Origin of the sequence: Shewanella chilikensis (assembly GCF_002836945.1) — a bacterium.
Lineage (GTDB): Bacteria > Pseudomonadota > Gammaproteobacteria > Enterobacterales > Shewanellaceae > Shewanella > Shewanella chilikensis.
Map to the genome: position 1 here is coordinate 1 of NZ_NIJM01000031.1, position 18,756 is coordinate 18,756.

The window sequence follows — 18,756 nt, forward strand, 5'->3', positions numbered from 1 at the left end:
GTCTGCGAGGAGACTTGTCCATCCTCTTTATAGACAAACGCCCTAAGCCAAATCGGCCTAGGGCGGTAAAAATATCAAAGACCCGATATCCTGTTAATCACAAGGCAGCTCCGCTTAAGTGAACTACGTTGCGCCATTTGGCGGGTGTTATCAAAGGTTTCAGTCTACCAGGCCTCGGCGCTTGAGCAGCGCATCCACTGTGGGTTTCTGGCCGCGGAACTGGATGTAGTCCTGCATCAGATCCTCACTGTTCCCCTTGGAGAGAATTGCCTGACGATACCTGTCACCATTGGCTCGTTTGAGGCCACCTTCAGCCATGGTATGGGCAAAGGCGTCGGCAGCGAACACTTCGGTCCACAGGTAAGCATAATATCCGGCCGAGTAGCCGCCACCGAATACATGGCTGAAATAAGTCGACTGGTAACGCGGTAACACAGGCGCGTAATCCAGGCCGTGCTTGGCGCGGGCCTTGGCTTCGAATGATTTAACGTCCGCCACTTGTTCACCGGCCTTTAAGGAATGCCACTCCATATCAAGCAGCGCCGCGGCCAGGTACTCTACCGTGTCATAACCCTGGTTGAAGCTGGCCGCTGCACGTACCTTTTCCAGCAAGGCTTGCGGAATCGGCTCGCCGGTTTTGTAGTGCTTGGCATAGTGAGCCAAAACATCCGGATCTATGGCCCAATCCTCGTTGGCCTGGGATGGGAACTCAACAAAGTCCCTCGGGGTAGCAGTGCCTGCAAGGCTTGGGTATTTCACCTGCGAGAACAAACCGTGAATGCCGTGACCAAACTCATGGAACATGGTGGTCACTTCATCAAAGGTCATCAGCGTAGGCTGACCTTCGGCCGGTTTGGGAATATTGAGCGCGTTATAGACCACAGGTTTGTTATCCAAAAGGAAACTCTGGGTCACCAACTCATCCATCCAGGCGCCACCGCTCTTGCCCACTCTGGCGTAAGGGTCCAGATAGAAAAGCCCGATGGAGCTGCCGTCTTCGTTGAATACTTCCCAGGCGCGGACATCCTCCTGCCATACCGGCAGATCCTTACGCTCTTTCATTGTGATGCCGTAGAACTTCTGCATGGCGTAGAACATGCCGTCATTCAGCACTGTATTGAATTCGAAGTAGGGCTTGATCTGGCTCTCATCCAGATCGTATTTGGCTTTGCGAACCTGCTCGGCATAGAAGGCCCAGTCCCATGGCTGCAGCTCAAAGTCGGCACCACTAGCCTTGATTTGCGCCTGGATATCCTTGCCTTCAGCCTTAGCCTTGGCAACGGCCTTAGGTGCCAGGTCATCCAAAATGGCAAATACCGCATCCGGATTAGCGGCCATCTGATCGGCCAGTACATAGTCAGCCCAGGTTTCATAACCCAGCAGTTTGGCCTTTTCGGCACGCAACTGTGCCTGCTTGAGTACGATAGGACCATTGCTGGCCATGGCGCGATTGGCCGAAGTCTGCCAAATTTTCTCTCTCAGACCTCTGTCTTCCAGGCTCGACAGCAATGGCTGACGGGTGGTGTTCACCAGGCTTATCAGGTAGCCCTCTTTCCCCGCTTCCTTGGCGGCGTTGGCCAGGGCGCCTATTTCATCCTCACTCAAACCTTTGAGCTGCGCCTTATCGGTCACCAGGATCACATCATCCTTGAACGACTTAAGAATGTTTTGCGAAAACTCAGTCGACAATGTGGCCAGCTCACCGTTGAGTTCACGCATTTGGGTTTTGTCGGCTTCGCTCAATTTGGCACCGGCACGGACGAATTGATTGTAATAGAAGTCCACCAGGCGCTGATCTTGAGCGCTCAGGCTATCTTTATGGTGGTAGACGGCTTCAACCCGGGCAAACAACTTGGGATTGAGGAAAATATTGTCGCTGTGCTCGGTGAGCTTGGGAACGATTTCCCCTTGAATGGCTTGAAGCTCATCATTGGAAAGCAAGCTCACCATACTGAAAAACACTCTTGTTGTGCGGTTGAGAAGAGCGCCGCTCTTTTCCATAGCCACTATAGTGTTATCAAACGAAGCGGCTTCGCTGTCGTTGATTATGCTGGCGATCTGCTGCTTGTGTTCCTTGAGCCCGGCTTCAAAGGCCGGCAGATAGTCTGCTGTCTTTATCTTGTCGAACTGCGGCGCATGATACTGCAGCGGACTTGGGCTGAGCAGCACATTGCTTGCGGTTTGCTCAGCGCTTTTTGCCTCTGGCATACTTTGACTCGCTTCTTTGGCCGGGGTATTGCTGACGGTTTCTTTGGTTTGCTGTTCGGCACAGGCACTCAGCACCAGTGCAGCGCCTATGGCGGTGGCGATTAATGTCTTACGCATCTTGACTCCATTAACGGCAGGCTATTGCTTAGTTATGATTAAATACCCGGGACACCCGTCTCGGCGGGGCAACAGCCCTGTTGATTCCCGCCATTACCTTAACAACTCTTCCGCTCTTTGGACAATGACTTAACTGTAAGAAATTCTGCTTACTTACCGTCAATTCGATATGAATGCGCACGCGTCCAGCCGATAGCTCAAGCATATCTGTTGGACAAGAAAAGTGTGCGCCTGCCACAGCATCGGGTGGCACCAGCCTGCTCGATGTCACAAAATGTCACTGTTTTTTACCGTCCAATGTCACATAAATGTCTTCGCCTTTAGCTATACTGCGCCTCGCCTAACCTGACTAATCATATGATTAACAGCAGGTTAACAAGGTGATGGCGGGAAATCTCCCGGGGTCAATAATAAAAAACAAGAGTAGTAAACAATGCAAACCAAAACATTAATCACATTGGCGATTGCCGCCGCACTGGGTCTCAGTGCCTGTAACAGCGACGACAATGATGAATCAACGGTCAGCGTAGATCTGCGGGTATTGGAAACCACAGATCTGCACACCAACATCATGGATTACAACTATTACAGCGGCAAGGAAGACCCCACTATAGGTCTGGCCCGTACCGCCAGCCTGATCCATGCCGCCCGCAAAGAAGTCACCAACACTGTATTGGTCGATAACGGCGATCTGCTGCAGGGCAGCCCCATGGGCGACTATATGGCCAAGGTAGGCATAGCCGATGGTGAAGTGCACCCCGCTTACAAGGCAATGAACCTGCTTGATTATGCCGTGGGTAACATAGGCAACCACGAATTTAACTACGGCCTGGATTTTCTGGAAAAATCCCTCGCCGGCGCCCAGTTCCCCTATGTCAACGCCAACGTCTATTGTGATGCCGATGATTGCTGGAAGGGAATCAAGAAAGGCGACAACCTGTTTACCCCTTACCTCATCAAGGAAACCGAGGTTAAGGACACTGACGGCAACAGTCACAAGCTCAAGATTGGTTATATAGGTTTTGTGCCTCCGCAAATTATGCTGTGGGACAAGCAGAACCTCACCGGCAAGGTACGTGCCGAGAGCATAGTGGAGAGCGCCAAGAAATTTGTGCCGCAAATGAAGGCTGAAGGCGCCGATATCATTATCGCCATTCCACACTCAGGCATTGGCTCCACCGAAAACCCCGGCGATCCTGATGCCGAAAATGCCACCTATGCCCTCACCTATGTCGACGGCATTGATGCCATCATGTTCGGCCACAGCCACTCCATCTTCCCCGATGCCCGCTATGGCGACTTGCCCAACACAGATGTGGAAAAAGGCCTGCTCAACGGTGTCCCCGCCGTGATGCCGGGACGCTGGGGCGACAACATGGGCCTGGTCGACTTCAAACTGCAACGTAAAGACGGCAAGTGGACAGTGCTCTCAGCCCGCACCGAGGCCCGCCCCATCTATGACGGCACCAACAAAACGCCTCTGGTGGATGCCGACAAGGATATTCACGACGCGGTTGAGCTGGAACACCAAGGCACTATGGCCTTTGTCGAGCAGCCAATCGGGGTCGCCGCCGCCGACATGTTCAGTTTCCTGACGCTGGTGCAGGACGACCCGACGGTGCAGATTGTCTCCGACGCCCAGATAGCCAACGTCAAGGCCAAGCTGCCGGAAGCGCTCAAGTCATTGCCGGTGCTCTCTGCAGCCGCGCCGTTCAAGGCCGGTGGCCGCCATAGCACCACCAGTGATGCCGATCAGTATGTGATGGTGGACAAAGGGCCGCTGACCTTCAAGAACGCCGCCGATCTCTATCTCTACCCCAACACTATGGTGGCGGTTAAGCTAAACGGCGCTGAGCTGAAAGACTGGCTCGAGTGTTCGGCCAACCAGTTCAACCAGATAGATCCTGTCAGCACTGAGCCGCAGGAGCTGGTGAACTATAACCACCCCACCTATAACTTTGATGTTATCGATGGCGTGACCTACAAGATAGACGTGACTCAACCGAGCAAATTTGACGCCGATTGTGCTCTGGTCAATGCCGATGCTTCGCGGATTATAGATCTGGCCTTCACCGACAGCGAAGGCACTGTCTATACCGGTGAAAACCTGGCGGCCAAGGAATTTATCGTCGCCTCCAACAACTACCGCGCCTTTGGCGGAAAGTTTGCCGGCACCGGCAGCGAGCACGTGGTACTGGAACTGCCGGACACCAACCGTGAAGCTCTGGCGGCTTACATCACAGAGCAGTCCAAATACAATCCTGAAACCGGCAAGTATGACGCCATGGTCAACCCCACAGCCGACTACAACTGGGACTTCAGGAATATAGATACGGATGTTGCTCTGGATATCCGCTTTGTCACTCAAGACAGTGATAAGGCCGCTAACTTCATCCAGGCCAACCAACAAAGGACCATGACCAAGCTGAGTACCGATGAGCTGGGCTTTGCTGTTTACCGCATAGATCTCAAGCCTGCCCAATAAGGCTGTCGATTGAGACTGAAAACAACCCAAGCGCCCTCAGGGGCGCTTTTTTATGTTCTACGCAAGATTAGTCTAAACCTCTGGCAATGTTATAAAGTAGGTACGATAAAACACCAGACTCACTCAGCCGTCACGACGGCAAGATTGCAGGAAATCTTTTATGTCTTCGATACCCGCGCTCTTCTCCCAAGCCTGTGAAAACAACCGCGAGCCGATACTCAAAATACTCAAACAGGCATTCTCAGGCTGCCGCAGGGTATTGGAGATCGGCAGTGGTACCGGTCAGCACTCGGTCTACTTTGCCCCAGAGTTGCCGCACCTGGTGTGGCAATGCAGCGATCAGCCCCAGTATCTGGATGGGATCCGCGCTTGGCATGCCAAACTCCCGGCGAGTAACCTGGCCGAGGTGATCACTCTGGAGGTATGTTCACCCTGGCCGCAGGCGGCAACTGAGCCGGCGCCGGATGCCATCTATAGCGCCAATACTGCGCATATCATGAGTCAGCCCATGGTGGAGGCGATGTTTGCCGGTATAGGCAGAGTATTGCAAAGCGGCGGCCGTTTCTGCCTCTATGGCCCCTTCAACTACCGAGGCGATTACAGCAGCGACTCCAACCGGGTGTTCGATGCCATGTTAAGGCAGCGCGATCCGCAAAGCGGCATTCGCGATCAGGAGTGGATCCTGATGCTGGCTGCAGCCCAGGGGCTTGAGCTTTATCAGGACCATGCCATGCCCGCCAATAACCGCGTGCTGGAGTTTATTCGTAAGACAGCTCTCTAACGAATAAAAATTAACTTGTAAAACAAACACTTTACCTGAAAAGAACAGGCGCTATCAGCCTCTGAAGTGCCTTTGTTTTTACACGGCTTTGGCGTAGAGAAACAGATCTGTGGCCTTAACCTCGCCCTGCTCCAGATAGGGTTTACGCAGGCTGTCGATGAGCTCAAACCCGGCCGCGGCCAACTCACTGACGAAAAACACTTCGGGATAATAGTGGATAAAAACCCTGTCTCCGGCGCTGGAGCTTTGATAGCCGGACTCTTGATAGTCATCCTCCATGGAGGCCAGATACAGGAGCCCGCCGTCATTCAGTAGCGCACGGCAATCTTGCAGTAAGGCAATCACATCCTGACGTTCAAGATAGGGCGTGACGAAGAGCAGAAGTATTGCATCAAAACCCTCTGGCGTGTCTAAGCCATCAAGGGCATTAAAGTCATCAAGGGTATTAAAGCCATCAGAAACCCCAAGGCTTAGGGGCGTTGCTGCACTTTCAGACACATCGAGGGGTGCGATAGCCTGCACGGCATCAGCTTCAAGCAGCGACGAAAGACGACCAAGCTCGCGGCTATCCAGCCGATAAAAACGTCCCTCTGGCAACAATTCACCGGCAAGTGCCACCATGGCCGGCGCCGCATCTATACCCACTATCTCGAGCTCAGGCACCCTTTTTGCCAACATGCCGCTGACATGCCCTGGGCCACAACCGATATCCAGTAACCGCAGGCGCCGTCCGGCACAGGCCTGATACTGCTTCAGCAAAGAGGCAAATCGGTTATGGGCCGAGTCATAACAATCGTTGCCGGCAAACTTATCCCGGTAGGGAAGCGCCATTTTGTCAAAGGTTGCTACGGTTTCCCGGTACTTATCCATTGTGCTTCTCTCCCTGCACCATCAAGAGTCGAGGCTCAGCATACTGACTGGCACAGAAAAAAGCCAACCTCAAGGGTTGGCTTTATCAGAGATTATCAAGGATGGCAGACGTTATGCAGCTCCAGGTTGGTACCTATATCCTTATTGCGGTTGGCCTTGGCATCGTCGTTACGCAACTGGGTCAGATGATCCAGATAGGCCTGATCCACATCCTTGGTGATGTAGTGGCCATCAAACACTGAGGTTTCGAAGCGCTTGATATCCGGGTTTTCCATCCGAACAGCTTCCACTAGGTCGTTCAGATCCTGGAAAATGATGCCATCTGCGCCAATGATACGGGCGATTTCATCGGCATCACGGCCATGGGCAATCAGCTCATTGGAGGTTGGCATGTCTATGCCGTAGACGTTGGGAAAGCGGATCTCTGGTGCAGCCGAGGCGAAATACACCTTCTTGGCGCCGGCTTCACGGGCCATCTCGATGATCTGCTCGGAAGTGGTACCACGCACTATGGAGTCGTCCACCAGCAGCACATTCTTATCCTTAAACTCGGCGCTGATGGCATTGAGCTTGCGTCTGACCGACTTCTTGCGCTCCTGCTGCCCAGGCATAATGAAGGTACGGCCGATATAGCGGTTCTTCACGAATCCCTGACGGTAAGGCAGATCCATGCCACGGGCAATTTCAAGAGCGATATCACAGGAGGTTTCCGGAATAGGGATCACCACATCGATATCATGGTCATACCATTCCTTGCGGATCTTCTCACCCAGCTTGGCGCCCATGTTGACCCGGCTGGCATAGACTGACACCTTGTCTATGGTGGAGTCCGGACGGGCAAAGTAAACGAATTCGAAGATACAGGGGGCATAGCTTGGCGCTTCGGCGCACTGACGGGTAAACAGCTCACCTTCCGTGGTGATATACACGGCTTCGCCGGGAGCCACATCGCGCATCACTTCAAAACCAACCGCATCCAGTGCCACGCTCTCTGAGGCCACCATATACTCGGTACCAGCGGCTGTCTCGTGCTTGCCGAGCACCAGAGGGCGAATACCGAAAGGATCGCGAAATGCCACCAGGCCCTGACCAATAATCATGGCCACCACGGCGTAGGCACCACGGGTATCGGCGTGCACCCGGGAGACGGCATCGAACACTTCATCCGGGCTCAAGGTCAGGCTGTCGGTCTTGTCCAGCTCATCGGCCAACAGGTTGAGCAGCACTTCAGAGTCGGAAGTGGTGTTCACATGGCGGCGCTTGTTGCGCAGCCCTTCGGCCAGTTGCAGTGTGTTGGTCAGGTTGCCGTTGTGCGCCAGAGAGATCCCGAAAGGAGAGTTCACATAAAACGGTTGGGCTTCAGAGGCACTGGAGCTGCCGGCGGTAGGATAACGCACATGACCTATACCCGCATTGCCCTGCAGCCGCTGCATATGTTTGGGTTCAAATACGTCCTTGACCAGACCATTGGCCTTACGCAGGCGAAAGGCATTCTGATCGATAGTCACTATGCCTGCAGCATCCTGGCCACGGTGTTGAAGCACTGTCAGTGCATCATAGATGGTCTGATTGACCGCTGAGCGGCCAACGATTCCGACGATACCACACATGGGTAAGCTTCCTCATTGTAAGATGTTCTGATAATTGTATTTTTTATATTTTGGGTACAAAGCTTGAGGTATTTTCCAAGTAGTCAAAAAACCACTGGATAACCACCCCGAATTCGGGCACCAGTTGCGAACCCTGCCACCAATCGGTTTTGGGCGCGCCGGTAAAGGCATCCATAAAAAAGAGTATGGCACTGACTATCAATGCGCCGCGCAGCGCACCGAAACACAGGCCAAGAATTCTGTCCGTTCCCGAGAGCCCTGTCTTGGAGACCAACTGGCCTATCAAATAGTTCACCAAGGCCCCCACAATCAGGGTGACTACAAACAAGATGGCGATGGCAACCCCGTTTCGCAGCACCTCATCATTAATTTGGGTGATATGAACGGCAAGGTCCTGATAAAACTGGCTGGCGATGAAAAAGGCGGCGAACCAAACCACCAGCGACATGGCTTCTTTGGCAAAACCACGGATCAGACTGATAAGGGTCGATAATCCGATAACTATGATAATGGCGTAATCTATCCAAACCATGGGTAGAAGTATCCGGTGAAGATTTAAGTCGGCGGGATTCTACCAGAGAAGGCAAGCATTCTCACCCCCGGGGCGTAAATAATTGCTTGCCGACTCGGGGCAAACTGTCATCTTTCCTGTGGGTTATAGCGAACCACTTTACCCTTGAGTTTGGTCAACTCTTCAACCTTCTTCTGTTGCTGTTTAATGCGATCACTGGAGACATCCGGACCGACAAATACCCGGGTCAATTTGCCGTCCACAGGCTTGTCCGGCAAGGTATAGGCGCTGAATCCGGCCTTGCGCAATTTGGCTACCAGGGCTTTGACATTGGCCGCATTACTGAAGGCGCCGAGCTGTAAAGTCCAGGCTGCATCACTGGGTTTAGCCTTGGGTTCGGGAGTCTTTTTGACCTCCTGAGGCTTGGATTGGGCGGTGTTGGAAACACTGTTTTCGGTAGCCTTCACCTCGGGCGCCGCCGGTTCGACTTCAACCTGAGGCTCGTCTGTCTCCTGTGCCAAGTCCAGAGTCTCAGCGACATCCAGGGTTTCAAACTCTCCCGGCTCCGCCAATTGCGATTCGGTATCCGGCCGCAGCGGAATTTCAGTGAACTGCTCCTGCTGGCGCTCTTTCTTGCCATCGAGAATGTCAGGTAAAAAGATCACCCCCAAGGCGACCAATACTACGGTACCTACCAGACGGTTATGAAACTGAGTCGACAAAATATCTTCCTTCCAGTCTTAGATAAGCGCTTTAAAGCCCGAAACAGTGTAAAAGGAGCCAAAGACAATTACCACATCTTCGGCGCCGAGTTTGGGTTTGAGGTATTGCCAGCAATCTTGCATCTGTTCAAATTCCCGGGCGTCACAGCCATCCGGCAGGGCTTTTCGCAAACGGCCAGCATCGGCACCACGCTCATTATGCAGCGTCACCAACAACCAGCTGTCTATGCTAGGCGCCAGCGCCTGCATCACGCCTTCGATATCCTTGTCCTTGAGCATACCGCAAACGCCATAGACTCGCCCCTTGGCTTGCAGTTCATCCAGCCTTTGCGCCAGATAACGGGCCGCGTGGGGATTGTGCGCCACATCCAAAATAATCAGCGGCGCCTCACTGATATGCTCCATTCTGCCACTGAGCCTGGCACTAGCGAGCCCTGAGCGAATCGCCGCTTCGGAAAGTTCTGGCCAGAGTTGTTCCAGCGCCGCCAAGCTGGTGGCGGCATTGGGCAGAGGTAATTTCGGCCTGGGTAAGCCCTCAAACTGCCAGTGCTCACCGCAAAAATCCCAGCCTGTGCTGGTTTGCTTGTAGGAAAATGCCTGCCCTACCGTCTTGAGTAAGGCGCCCTTTTCATTGGCAACCTCAACTACGCTGGCAGGCATCTCGGCATCCCCTACTATCGCCGGGCGGTTCTTACGGAAAATGCCGGCCTTCTCACGGCCAACCAGCTCCCGGGTGTCACCAAGATACGCCTGATGATCAAGATCTATGGCGGTTACCACACTGACATCGGCATCTATGATATTGGTGGCATCCAGCCTGCCTCCCAGGCCCACTTCCAGAATAACCAGATCCAGCTTGGCCTGCTTGAACAGCAGTAACCCAGCCAGCGTGGCATATTCAAAGAAGGTCAGCGAGGTGTCGCCCCTGGCCGCTTCTATGGTTTCAAAGGCCGAGATAAAGTCGCTATCCGGTGCATCGACACCGTCTATCCGCACCCGCTCATTGTAATTGAGGATATGGGGCGAACTGTAAACCCCGACCCGATAACCCGCCGCGCGCATGATCTGCTCCAGCATACGGCAGGTGCTGCCCTTGCCATTGGTACCGGCAACTGTGATCACCTTGGTGCAGCCCAGTGACAGCGCCCCGAGCCTGGTGGCAACTTGGGTAACCCGCTCGAGCCCCATATCGATTTCGGTCGGATGAATGGCCAACAGGTAGTCCAGCCAAACAGACAGAGGAGCGTCAGCTCCCGGTAGCTGATGCAGATGAGCGGATGATTGCGACATTTGATTCTTCCCTTAAATCTTGATGTTGCCGCAAGCAAAAGCGTGGCGGCAACAGCATGCTAACGGTTTCAGTCCGGCATAAACAGTGGGCCCATGGCCAACTTGGGCAGTTGATATTGCTCAGGGTAGCTGACATGCACCAGATAGAGGCCATTGGGTTTGGCCGTAGGGGCAGCCTGGGTTCTGTCTTTGAGCTCCAGCAACTGTCCCAGCCAATCCAGCGGCTGATTGCCAAGCCCCACTTCCAGCAGCGAGCCGACAATATTGCGCACCATGTGATGCAAAAAGGCATTGGCTTCGATATCCACTATCACATACATGCCCTGGCGGGTCACACTGACTCTGTGCACATTGCGAAACGGGGTGCGCGACTGGCATTGGATCGCCCTGAAACTGGTGAAGTCGCGCTCGCCCAGCAGATACTGGGCCGCTTGATGCATCTTCTGTTCGTCTAGATCGCCGTGATAATGGCTGACGCCACCACGCAAAATGCCGGGACGGAAATTGTGGTTGTAGATAATATAGCGGTAGCGGCGAGCGGTTGCCGAAAAGCGGGCATGAAAACTGTCATCCACCTCTTTGGCCCAGCGCACCGCGATATTGTCCGGCAGATTGGCATTGACGCCCAGGGTCCAGGCGCCTTCGTTACGAATGGCAGAAGTATCAAAATGCACCACTTGCCCGGTGGCGTGTACCCCGGCATCTGTGCGACCGGCGCATTGCAGGGCTATCGGTTCATTGGCCACTTGGGACAAGGCCCGCTCCAACTGCCCCTGAACTGAATCCACTTCGGCCTGGCGCTGCCAACCGTAATAGCCGCTACCATCATATTCGATACCCAACGCAATACGCATCTGTTTCTCCCCTGATCTCAAGGCGGCGAATTCTACCATAGAGCGGGCATTCGCCTCCAAGAAAAAGCCCGAACAAGCAACAGACTGCATAAAAAACGGCGCTCCAGGCGCCGTTTGAGTATTGACTGGGCTCTAACCCAAGGTTTTTATCAGGGCTGCGGCTTCCTCTTGCTGGCGGGCGTTGCCGTCCAGCTCCACCTCTTTAAGCAATGCCTTGGCGCTGTCTTTATCATCGATTTCGATATAGGCCCGCGCCAAGTCCAGCTTGGCGTTGACAGAGTTTTCCTCATCATCGACATCGACCATAGCGGCGGCGCCTACGAGAGAGTCGAGCTCACCCATATCCACATCCAGCTCCTTGTAGGGGTCGGTATCACTGTTGCCTTCATCGGCTTCACTGAGCAGGCGCTCAATATCGATAAAACCGTTTTCCTTCTGGAAGGCGCTGAGATCGTGCTCAGGCACCATGCTGGAAGCGACCTTGCCCTTTTCTTTGGCATCGAGGGCCGCCAGCGCTTCATCTACTGTCAGTTTATGATCTTCGAGATCCAGCGAGTCATCATCATCCAGTTCGAGACTGAATTCCTCATCCGCTTCGGCTTCCTTGGCAACGTTTTCAGAAAAAGCGGCCAACAGGTCATCGTCGCTCAGACTCTTATCACTGTCATCACTATCCTGGGCCAGGTCAATATCCAGAGCCTGCTCGATATCTGTTATGCTGTCTTCAACATCAACAGCCTGTTCCTGATTAGAGAGTTCCTCTTGAGCCAAGAGATCTTCTATGGCTGAAGGCTCTTGCTTTTCTTGCGCAGAAGGCTCTTCTTGCGCTAAGGGCTCTTCTTTCGCTGAAGGCTCTTCTTTCGCTGAAGGTTCTTCTTTCGCAGAAGGTTCTTCCTCAACAAAGGGCTCTTTAGGTGCGGAGGACTCCCACTCAAGAATATGGGGATCATGGCTCTTGCCGCCGGCCTTGAGATCGTCAAAGAAGCCAGAATCCTTGTCGCTGCGTTGACCGCTTTGCGGCGCGCTGTCGCTATCCCTGCTCTCATCAACTAAAGTGTCTGTTTCATCGGGCTTCTTAGGCTCATCCAAGTCCTCAGCCTGCGACAAGCCTGCCAGCATGGCATCCAATTCGGCATCGCTGCGCTCAGTGGCATCATCAGACTCAACCTCTGGGGTATCTTCCTCGTCAGTCTCAGCTATCGCCTCATCAACGATCGCCTCATCAACGTTATCTATCGCAATTACGTCATCCGCGAGCCCGGCCAACAAGGCGTCCAGATCTTCACTCTCTTCCTCTGCTTGAACCTTCTCTGCTTCCGCTTGAGTCTCGACAGCATCGTCCAAGTCATCGAAGCCTGCCAGCAAGGCATCTATGTCGGCCTCTGTGTCGCTGGAGTCTATGGCAACCTTGTCATCTTCAAGCTCGGCGGCAATAGCGTCGCTTAAGTCTTCCTCTTCAGAATTCTGTGCTGCCGGTGCATCGAATCCAGCCAACAAGGCATCAATGTCTGCTTCTTCGCCCAGCTCGGTATCAGCTGAATCAGCTTCATCCAGTTCGGCGGCAATGGCAGCGCTGAGATCTTCCTCGGCTTCAGTCTTACTATCGCCTTCAACTTGAGTACCGGCTTCAATTTGAGGTTCTGTATCTTCTTTGACATCAAACCCGGCCAGCAGCGCATCGATATCGGCTTCCTGTGTCTCATCCAGAGTCTCGTCAACCTGCTCATCTTCGGCCAACTCGGCTGCGATAGCGGCACTGAGATCTTCATCCAGATCTGCCTTCGCTTCTCTCTCTGAGAGCACCTCTTTGTCTTGTTCAAAAGCAAACTCTTGAGCGAGCTCTTGGCTAAAACCCTGTTCAAAAGCAGCAGTCACATCTTCCGGTAGGGTTTCACTCAGATCAGGCTCTGACGCTGGAATACTTTCGGTCTGCAAATCTTCAGGAATAGTTTCCTGTTTATCGGTATCGTCCAATCCAGCCAGCAATGAGTCCAAGTCCTCCTCGCTGGCATCTTCCTGCTCACCGGCCTCTTGTTCGCCCATGGCTTCGGCCCAGAGATCATCGAGCGACTGACCTTCATCTTCGGCCTCTTGGGGAGTATCCCCCTCGCCTGAGTCGATGAACATCTCCTGCGCCATGTCCATCTGCTCGCTGTCACTCTCAACTTCAGGCTCAGGCTGCAATACAGAGCTATCAACATCCAGCAATGAATCAATGGAATCGTTTTGATCATCGTCAAGACGCACGGCCAATTCGTCGTTGGCGTTGGCCATATCGGCCGTAGCCGCGCCGGCAACAGCTGCGGCAGCCATTGGAGCCGCTTCGGTCTGTGGTGCTTGGGCATCACTTTGTTTACGCCTGCGGCGCAGCATGCTCCATAGCAACAACAACAGCAATACCGCGGGTACTGCGGCAGCCAGTACCAAAAGTAATGGGTTACCCATCAAACTGCGCCAGAGATCGTCCGGCTCATTAGCCGTAGCATTGGCGACTTGAAGCTGCTGCTTGAGGTCAGCATTTTCAGCCTTGAGTTGCTGTTCCTGTTTTTTACTGGCCTGCAGTGACTCTTCCAATACCGACAGACGCTGATTCAGCTCATCAATTTGCGCTTGCAGCCCCTGGTTATCGGTATTGGCGACAGTAAGCAGATCCTGAGCACGCCCCAGTTCATCGGTCAGACTCAGATTGCGGCTCTGCAGCGCTTCAATGCTGTTATCGTCAGCCGTTTCCGGAGTTGCTTCTGTGGCTGTTTTTTCGGTTGTGATGGCTGGTGATTTGTCTGCAGCCACTTGAGCTGGCTCAGTCGATGGCTCACTGACTTTTGACTGCTCGCGGTTTTCCTTAGATGGCTGCGCCGCCGTTTGAGTTTGGGCGACCGCCGTTGGCTCTTTTGCGGCTTGGCTTGGGTGCCCGGGGGCTTTGGCGGTTTCAATTTTGCCATCATCTGCCTTTAGCCGCTTACCGGAAGACCAGCTCTTGTCATCCTGTTCGGCGCGAGCTCTGGCCATACTCAATGGAATAGCCTGCATCACCTCTTTGGAGGGGATCAGCAGTATCATGCCCCGTTCCAGGCTGTTGTAGTTATTGGATGAGAAAGCGTGCGGGTTGGCTTCAAAAATCGCGGCCATGACCTGATAGATACTGACGCCGGGATCCGGTCTGACTTTCTGGGCAATGCTCCAGAAGGTGTCCGATGGCGTTGTCGGACCATACTGGCGTACCTGTTGGCGCACTTGACCGTCGGGGCCGGTAATTTTCAGACCTTCTGCATGGGCCGGTTCTATAAGACTACTTGGGTTCAGGGCAAAAAAAGCGGCCATCAGGCCAACAAGATATGAAGTGCGAAAATTCATCCATTCTTCCCTTTCAAGCGCTGGTTTCGCCGACTGACGACTGGCTTTAGGCATTTGTATTTATTGAGATTACTATAAACCAGAAATGTCCGCGCTGCTACTGTTCACATTTGCAAAACAAAAAAAGCCTGCAAGCAGCAGGCTTTTTCAACAGAAACAAAGCGTTTAGAAAAGTGCTTCCAGCATTGTATTCAAGTCTGAAAGCACAGGCAGAGCCTCCGTAGGACTTACTCGCACCTTCCTTAGAGATAGTCGCGGATCAGGATCTCGCCTATCTGTACACTGTTGAGTGCCGCCCCCTTACGGATATTGTCAGAGACCACCCATAAATCTATCCCCAGATCGTGGGAGATATCCTTGCGCACCCGGCCGACATACACAGGGTCGCTACCGGCGCCTTCGGTCACGGCCGTTGGATAATCGTCATCATCTTCAAACAGCACCACGCCTTCGGCATCCCGCAACACTGCCTTGACTTCGGCAGCATCAACCGGTTGCAGCGTCTCGATGTGAATCGCTTCCGAATGACCATAGAACACAGGGACCCGCACCGCAGTCGGGTTCACCAGAACGTCGCTGTCGCCGAGGATCTTATGAGTCTCCCAGACCATCTTCATCTCTTCTTTGGTGTAGCCATTTTCCATAAACTTATCTATGTGCGGCAACACGTTGAAAGCTATCTGCTTATCATAAACCTTGGGCTCTGAAGGCAAGCCCTGCAACAGCTTGGCAGATTGCCCCGCCAGCTCCTCAATCGCCTTTTTACCGGTACCGGAAACCGACTGATAAGTGGCCACATTGATACGGCTGATCCCAAAGGCATCATAGATAGGCTTGAGCGCCACCAACATCTGAATCGTCGAGCAGTTGGGGTTGGCAATAATATTACGGTTACGGAAGTCGGCAATCGCTTCTGGATTGACCTCAGGAATAACCAGTGGAATATCCAGGTCGTAACGGAAGTGGGAAGTGTTATCTATCACCACACAACCCGCATCGGCCGCAATCGGCGCCCATTTGGCCGAGACATCACCGCCGGCAGAGAAGAAGCCTATCTGCGCCTGAGTCCAGTCAAAGCTTTCTACATCGAGGATCTCCACCTGTTTGCCGTGAAAACTCACGGTTTCACCGGCGCTGCGGCTACTGGCCAGTGGATACAGATTCGCCACCGGGAAGTTACGCTCCTCGAGGATTTCTATCATGGTTTGACCCACGGCTCCTGAGGCACCCAATACGACAACGTTAAATTCCTGCGACATTTACAGACCGACTCCTGAAAAACCTAAATGAGACAACCAATCTACCCCAGAACCGCCGACATTTGAAAGAGTCAAAGCACTGAATTCTCGCCTATGGCGGTGATTTTTTCTCATGTCATCAAAACCTGTGGGGTTTTTCAGCATTTTCCGGAATTTTTCATCGTCATCACGTAGATCATAAATAAATCGGCACAAGGACAATAATGCCTTTTCATCGGGCGAACTGCTGATATCGAGCCGGGAGTTCCAACGCTCTGGCAATAGCGCCACAAGCGACTTGTCCGCCGGGCGATTGAGTATCGCCATCAAGGCCTGATATAACATGAAAGTGCCCCGGGCCTTGCCCTCCAGACTGTAGCCGGCAATATGCGGGGTAGCAAACTCCACCAAAGGCACCAGCTCCAGCATGGGGTTAGGCTCCCCTTGCCAAACATCCAGCACTAACTTGATATCCGGCCGCTTGGCCTTGACCCGGATCAGCGCGCGATTATCTATCACTTCACCGCGACAGCAGTTAAGCAACCAGCAGCCGGGTTTCAGTGTCTCCAGTCGCTGCTCGTCAAACAGATACCAAGTAGGATGTTCGCCATCACGGGTCAAAGGTACATGCAGACTAACGATATCGGCGCCTGCAACCAGTTCATCCAGGCTGACAAAGCGGCGGCTGTCGCCAGCCTTGGCCAGTAAGGGGTCGCAGAGCAAGGTATTTATTCCGTAGGCTTCAAGACAGCGTGCCAGCGCCGAACCGGTATTACCGGCGCCGACTATGCCAACAGTTTTGCCCTTAAGCTGAGTATCAAACCTGTTGGCCAGCTCCAACATGGCGATAAAAGCATATTCGCCAACCGCGGTGGCATTGCAACCAGGTGCATTGGAAAAGGGGATATTGCGGGACGCCAGATAAGCCTTGTCCACATGATCTGTCCCTATGGTGGCACTGCCGACAAACTTAAGCTTATGTGCACCAGCCAACAGTGTCTCATTGACCTTGGTGACCGAACGCACCAGTAAAACATCGGCATCGGCTACTGTGGCCGCATCCAAATGACGGCCATCGACGGCTACTATCTCCCCCAGCTCGGCAAACAAGGGCTGCACATAGGGCATATTTTCATCAACCACCAACTTCATCGACTTTCCTGCTCTGTTGTGGATTAAACCGCTATTCTATCAGCGAGCTAGAGGCTTGTCTGAGTCCGGCGCACATTTGAGAAAGCTACTAACAAGTTCTGCGTCAGCTCATAAGCAAAGAAGGAAGCCATTTGGCTTCCTTCTTGTATTGAGTAGAACAAGGCGCTTACTTGTACTTGCGCATCACCAGGGTAGCGTTGGTGCCGCCGAAACCGAAGCTATTGCTCATAACAGTGTTGAGCTCGGCGTCGCGGTATTCACGCACAATTGGCATACCTTCTGCGGCCTCGTCCAGCTTGTCGATATTGATGGAAGGCGCGATAAAACCTTGTTCGAGCATCAACAGGCTGTATATCGCCTCATGAACACCGGCTGCGCCCAGGGCATGGCCTGTCATTGACTTGGTTGAGGCAATCGCCGGCATCTGGCCGTCGAAGACTTCACGCAGGGCTTCGAGCTCTCGCACATCACCGACAGGAGTAGAAGTGCCGTGAGTGTTAACGTAATCGATAGGTGTATCTACTGACTCCAGCGCCATCTTCATGCAGCGCACCGCACCTTCACCGCTTGGGGCAACCATGTCATAACCGTCGGATGAAGCGCCATAACCTATGACTTCGGCATAAATCTTGGCGCCGCGGGCCAGCGCGTGCTCCAGCTCTTCGACAATTACTATGCCGCCACCACCTGAGATAACAAAGCCATCACGGTCGGCATCATAGGTGCGGGAAGCTTTTTCCGGTGTGTCGTTATACTTGGTGGACAAGGCGCCCATGGCGTCAAAGCCCATGGTCAGGGTCCAATCGATCTCTTCGGCGCCGCCGGCAAAGACCATATCCTGCTTACCCATCTGGATCAGTTCCACCGCATGGCCGATACAATGCGCACTGGTGGCACAGGCCGAACTGATGGAGTAATTCATCCCTTTGATTTTGAAGGGCGTCGCCAGACAGGCACTGGCTGTAGAAGACATTATCCGCGGCACAATATAAGGTCCCACGCGCTTGACGCCTTTAGCGCGCAGGGTGTCAGCCGCCTGAACCTGGTTGGAAGACGAAGCGCCACCGGTACCGACAATGAGACCTACACGAGGATCTGAATACTGCTCTTCGGTCAGACTACTGTCTTCAATGGCTTGCTGCATAGCCAAATAGGCGTAGGCTGCGGCATCCCCCATAAAACGCAACGCCTTGCGATCGATAAGTTCTGCGGGATTGAGTTTGATGTCGCCCCAGACATGACTGCGCAGCTGCATCTCCTCAAACTGATCTGAGTGGGTGATACCACTGCGGCCAGCCTTGAGAGATTCTGTCACTTCTTGTTTGTTATTACCGATACTTGATACAACGCCAATTCCGGTGATCACGACTCTTTTCATGTTTTACTATCCATTCCGTACAATTCAGTACCTACTTTTGCTGACGCCATGTTAGCCGTTTTACAGCATTTAAGTGGTCAGCTTTCCGTAAACTTGGGTAAAATAATGCCGAACAAGGCCTCCAGAGTAAAAAATTGCCCGTGAAACAGGAACAACTTCGGCCATCCGGCAGTGAAAATACGCAAA

General features: G+C 53.3%; 13 protein-coding genes. 2 read left to right on the top strand and 11 right to left on the bottom strand.

Features of this window, described 5'->3' with window-relative positions; genetic code table 11:
* Positions 1-159: 159 nt before the first annotated feature.
* Positions 160-2,325, bottom strand: coding sequence for a M3 family metallopeptidase (locus CX651_RS12690; protein ID WP_101056349.1), 2,166 nt, complete (start codon positions 2,323-2,325; stop codon positions 160-162).
* Between the two features lie 433 nt (positions 2,326-2,758).
* Here CX651_RS12690 and CX651_RS12695 point away from each other — a divergent pair, with 433 nt between their 5' ends.
* Entirely contained in the window at positions 2,759-4,810 is a 2,052-nt protein-coding gene (locus CX651_RS12695; protein WP_101056350.1) for a bifunctional 2',3'-cyclic-nucleotide 2'-phosphodiesterase/3'-nucleotidase, read from the top strand.
* Positions 4,811-4,970: 160 nt separating this feature from the next.
* Positions 4,971-5,591, top strand: coding sequence for a DUF938 domain-containing protein (locus CX651_RS12700; protein ID WP_101056351.1), 621 nt, complete (start codon positions 4,971-4,973; stop codon positions 5,589-5,591).
* Between the two features lie 78 nt (positions 5,592-5,669).
* Here CX651_RS12700 and CX651_RS12705 read toward each other — a convergent pair whose 3' ends face one another.
* From CX651_RS12705 to fabB, 10 genes are all read right to left on the bottom strand, one after another.
* Positions 5,670-6,461, bottom strand: coding sequence for a class I SAM-dependent methyltransferase (locus CX651_RS12705; RefSeq protein ID WP_101056352.1), 792 nt, complete (start codon positions 6,459-6,461; stop codon positions 5,670-5,672).
* Positions 6,462-6,556: 95 nt separating this feature from the next.
* Positions 6,557-8,071 (bottom strand): amidophosphoribosyltransferase, encoded by a 1,515-nt coding sequence (gene purF / locus CX651_RS12710; RefSeq protein ID WP_101056353.1) that lies wholly within the window; start codon positions 8,069-8,071, stop codon positions 6,557-6,559.
* A 43-nt stretch (positions 8,072-8,114) separates the two neighbouring features.
* Complete coding sequence (locus CX651_RS12715; RefSeq protein WP_025010464.1) at positions 8,115-8,603, bottom strand: CvpA family protein; 489 nt, start codon at positions 8,601-8,603, stop codon at positions 8,115-8,117.
* 107 nt (positions 8,604-8,710) lie between these two features.
* Complete coding sequence (locus CX651_RS12720) at positions 8,711-9,304, bottom strand: SPOR domain-containing protein (RefSeq protein WP_025889044.1); 594 nt, start codon at positions 9,302-9,304, stop codon at positions 8,711-8,713.
* Positions 9,305-9,322: 18 nt separating this feature from the next.
* Positions 9,323-10,594, bottom strand: a complete 1,272-nt coding sequence (gene folC, locus CX651_RS12725; protein WP_101056354.1) for a bifunctional tetrahydrofolate synthase/dihydrofolate synthase — start codon at positions 10,592-10,594, stop codon at positions 9,323-9,325.
* A gap of 68 nt (positions 10,595-10,662) precedes the next feature.
* On the bottom strand, positions 10,663-11,448 hold the full coding sequence (truA, locus tag CX651_RS12730; RefSeq protein ID WP_100142821.1) for a tRNA pseudouridine(38-40) synthase TruA: 786 nt from the start codon (positions 11,446-11,448) through the stop codon (positions 10,663-10,665).
* Between the two features lie 132 nt (positions 11,449-11,580).
* A complete protein-coding gene (locus tag CX651_RS12735; protein ID WP_101056355.1) occupies positions 11,581-14,802 on the bottom strand; it encodes a FimV/HubP family polar landmark protein in 3,222 nt (1,073 codons plus the stop codon).
* A gap of 242 nt (positions 14,803-15,044) precedes the next feature.
* Positions 15,045-16,061, bottom strand: coding sequence for an aspartate-semialdehyde dehydrogenase (locus CX651_RS12740; RefSeq protein ID WP_101056356.1), 1,017 nt, complete (start codon positions 16,059-16,061; stop codon positions 15,045-15,047).
* Positions 16,062-17,192, bottom strand: coding sequence for a 4-phosphoerythronate dehydrogenase (locus CX651_RS12745; RefSeq protein WP_101056357.1), 1,131 nt, complete (start codon positions 17,190-17,192; stop codon positions 16,062-16,064).
* Positions 17,193-17,358: 166 nt separating this feature from the next.
* A complete protein-coding gene (gene fabB, locus CX651_RS12750; protein WP_101056358.1) occupies positions 17,359-18,570 on the bottom strand; it encodes a beta-ketoacyl-ACP synthase I in 1,212 nt (403 codons plus the stop codon).
* Positions 18,571-18,756: the final 186 nt, after the last annotated feature.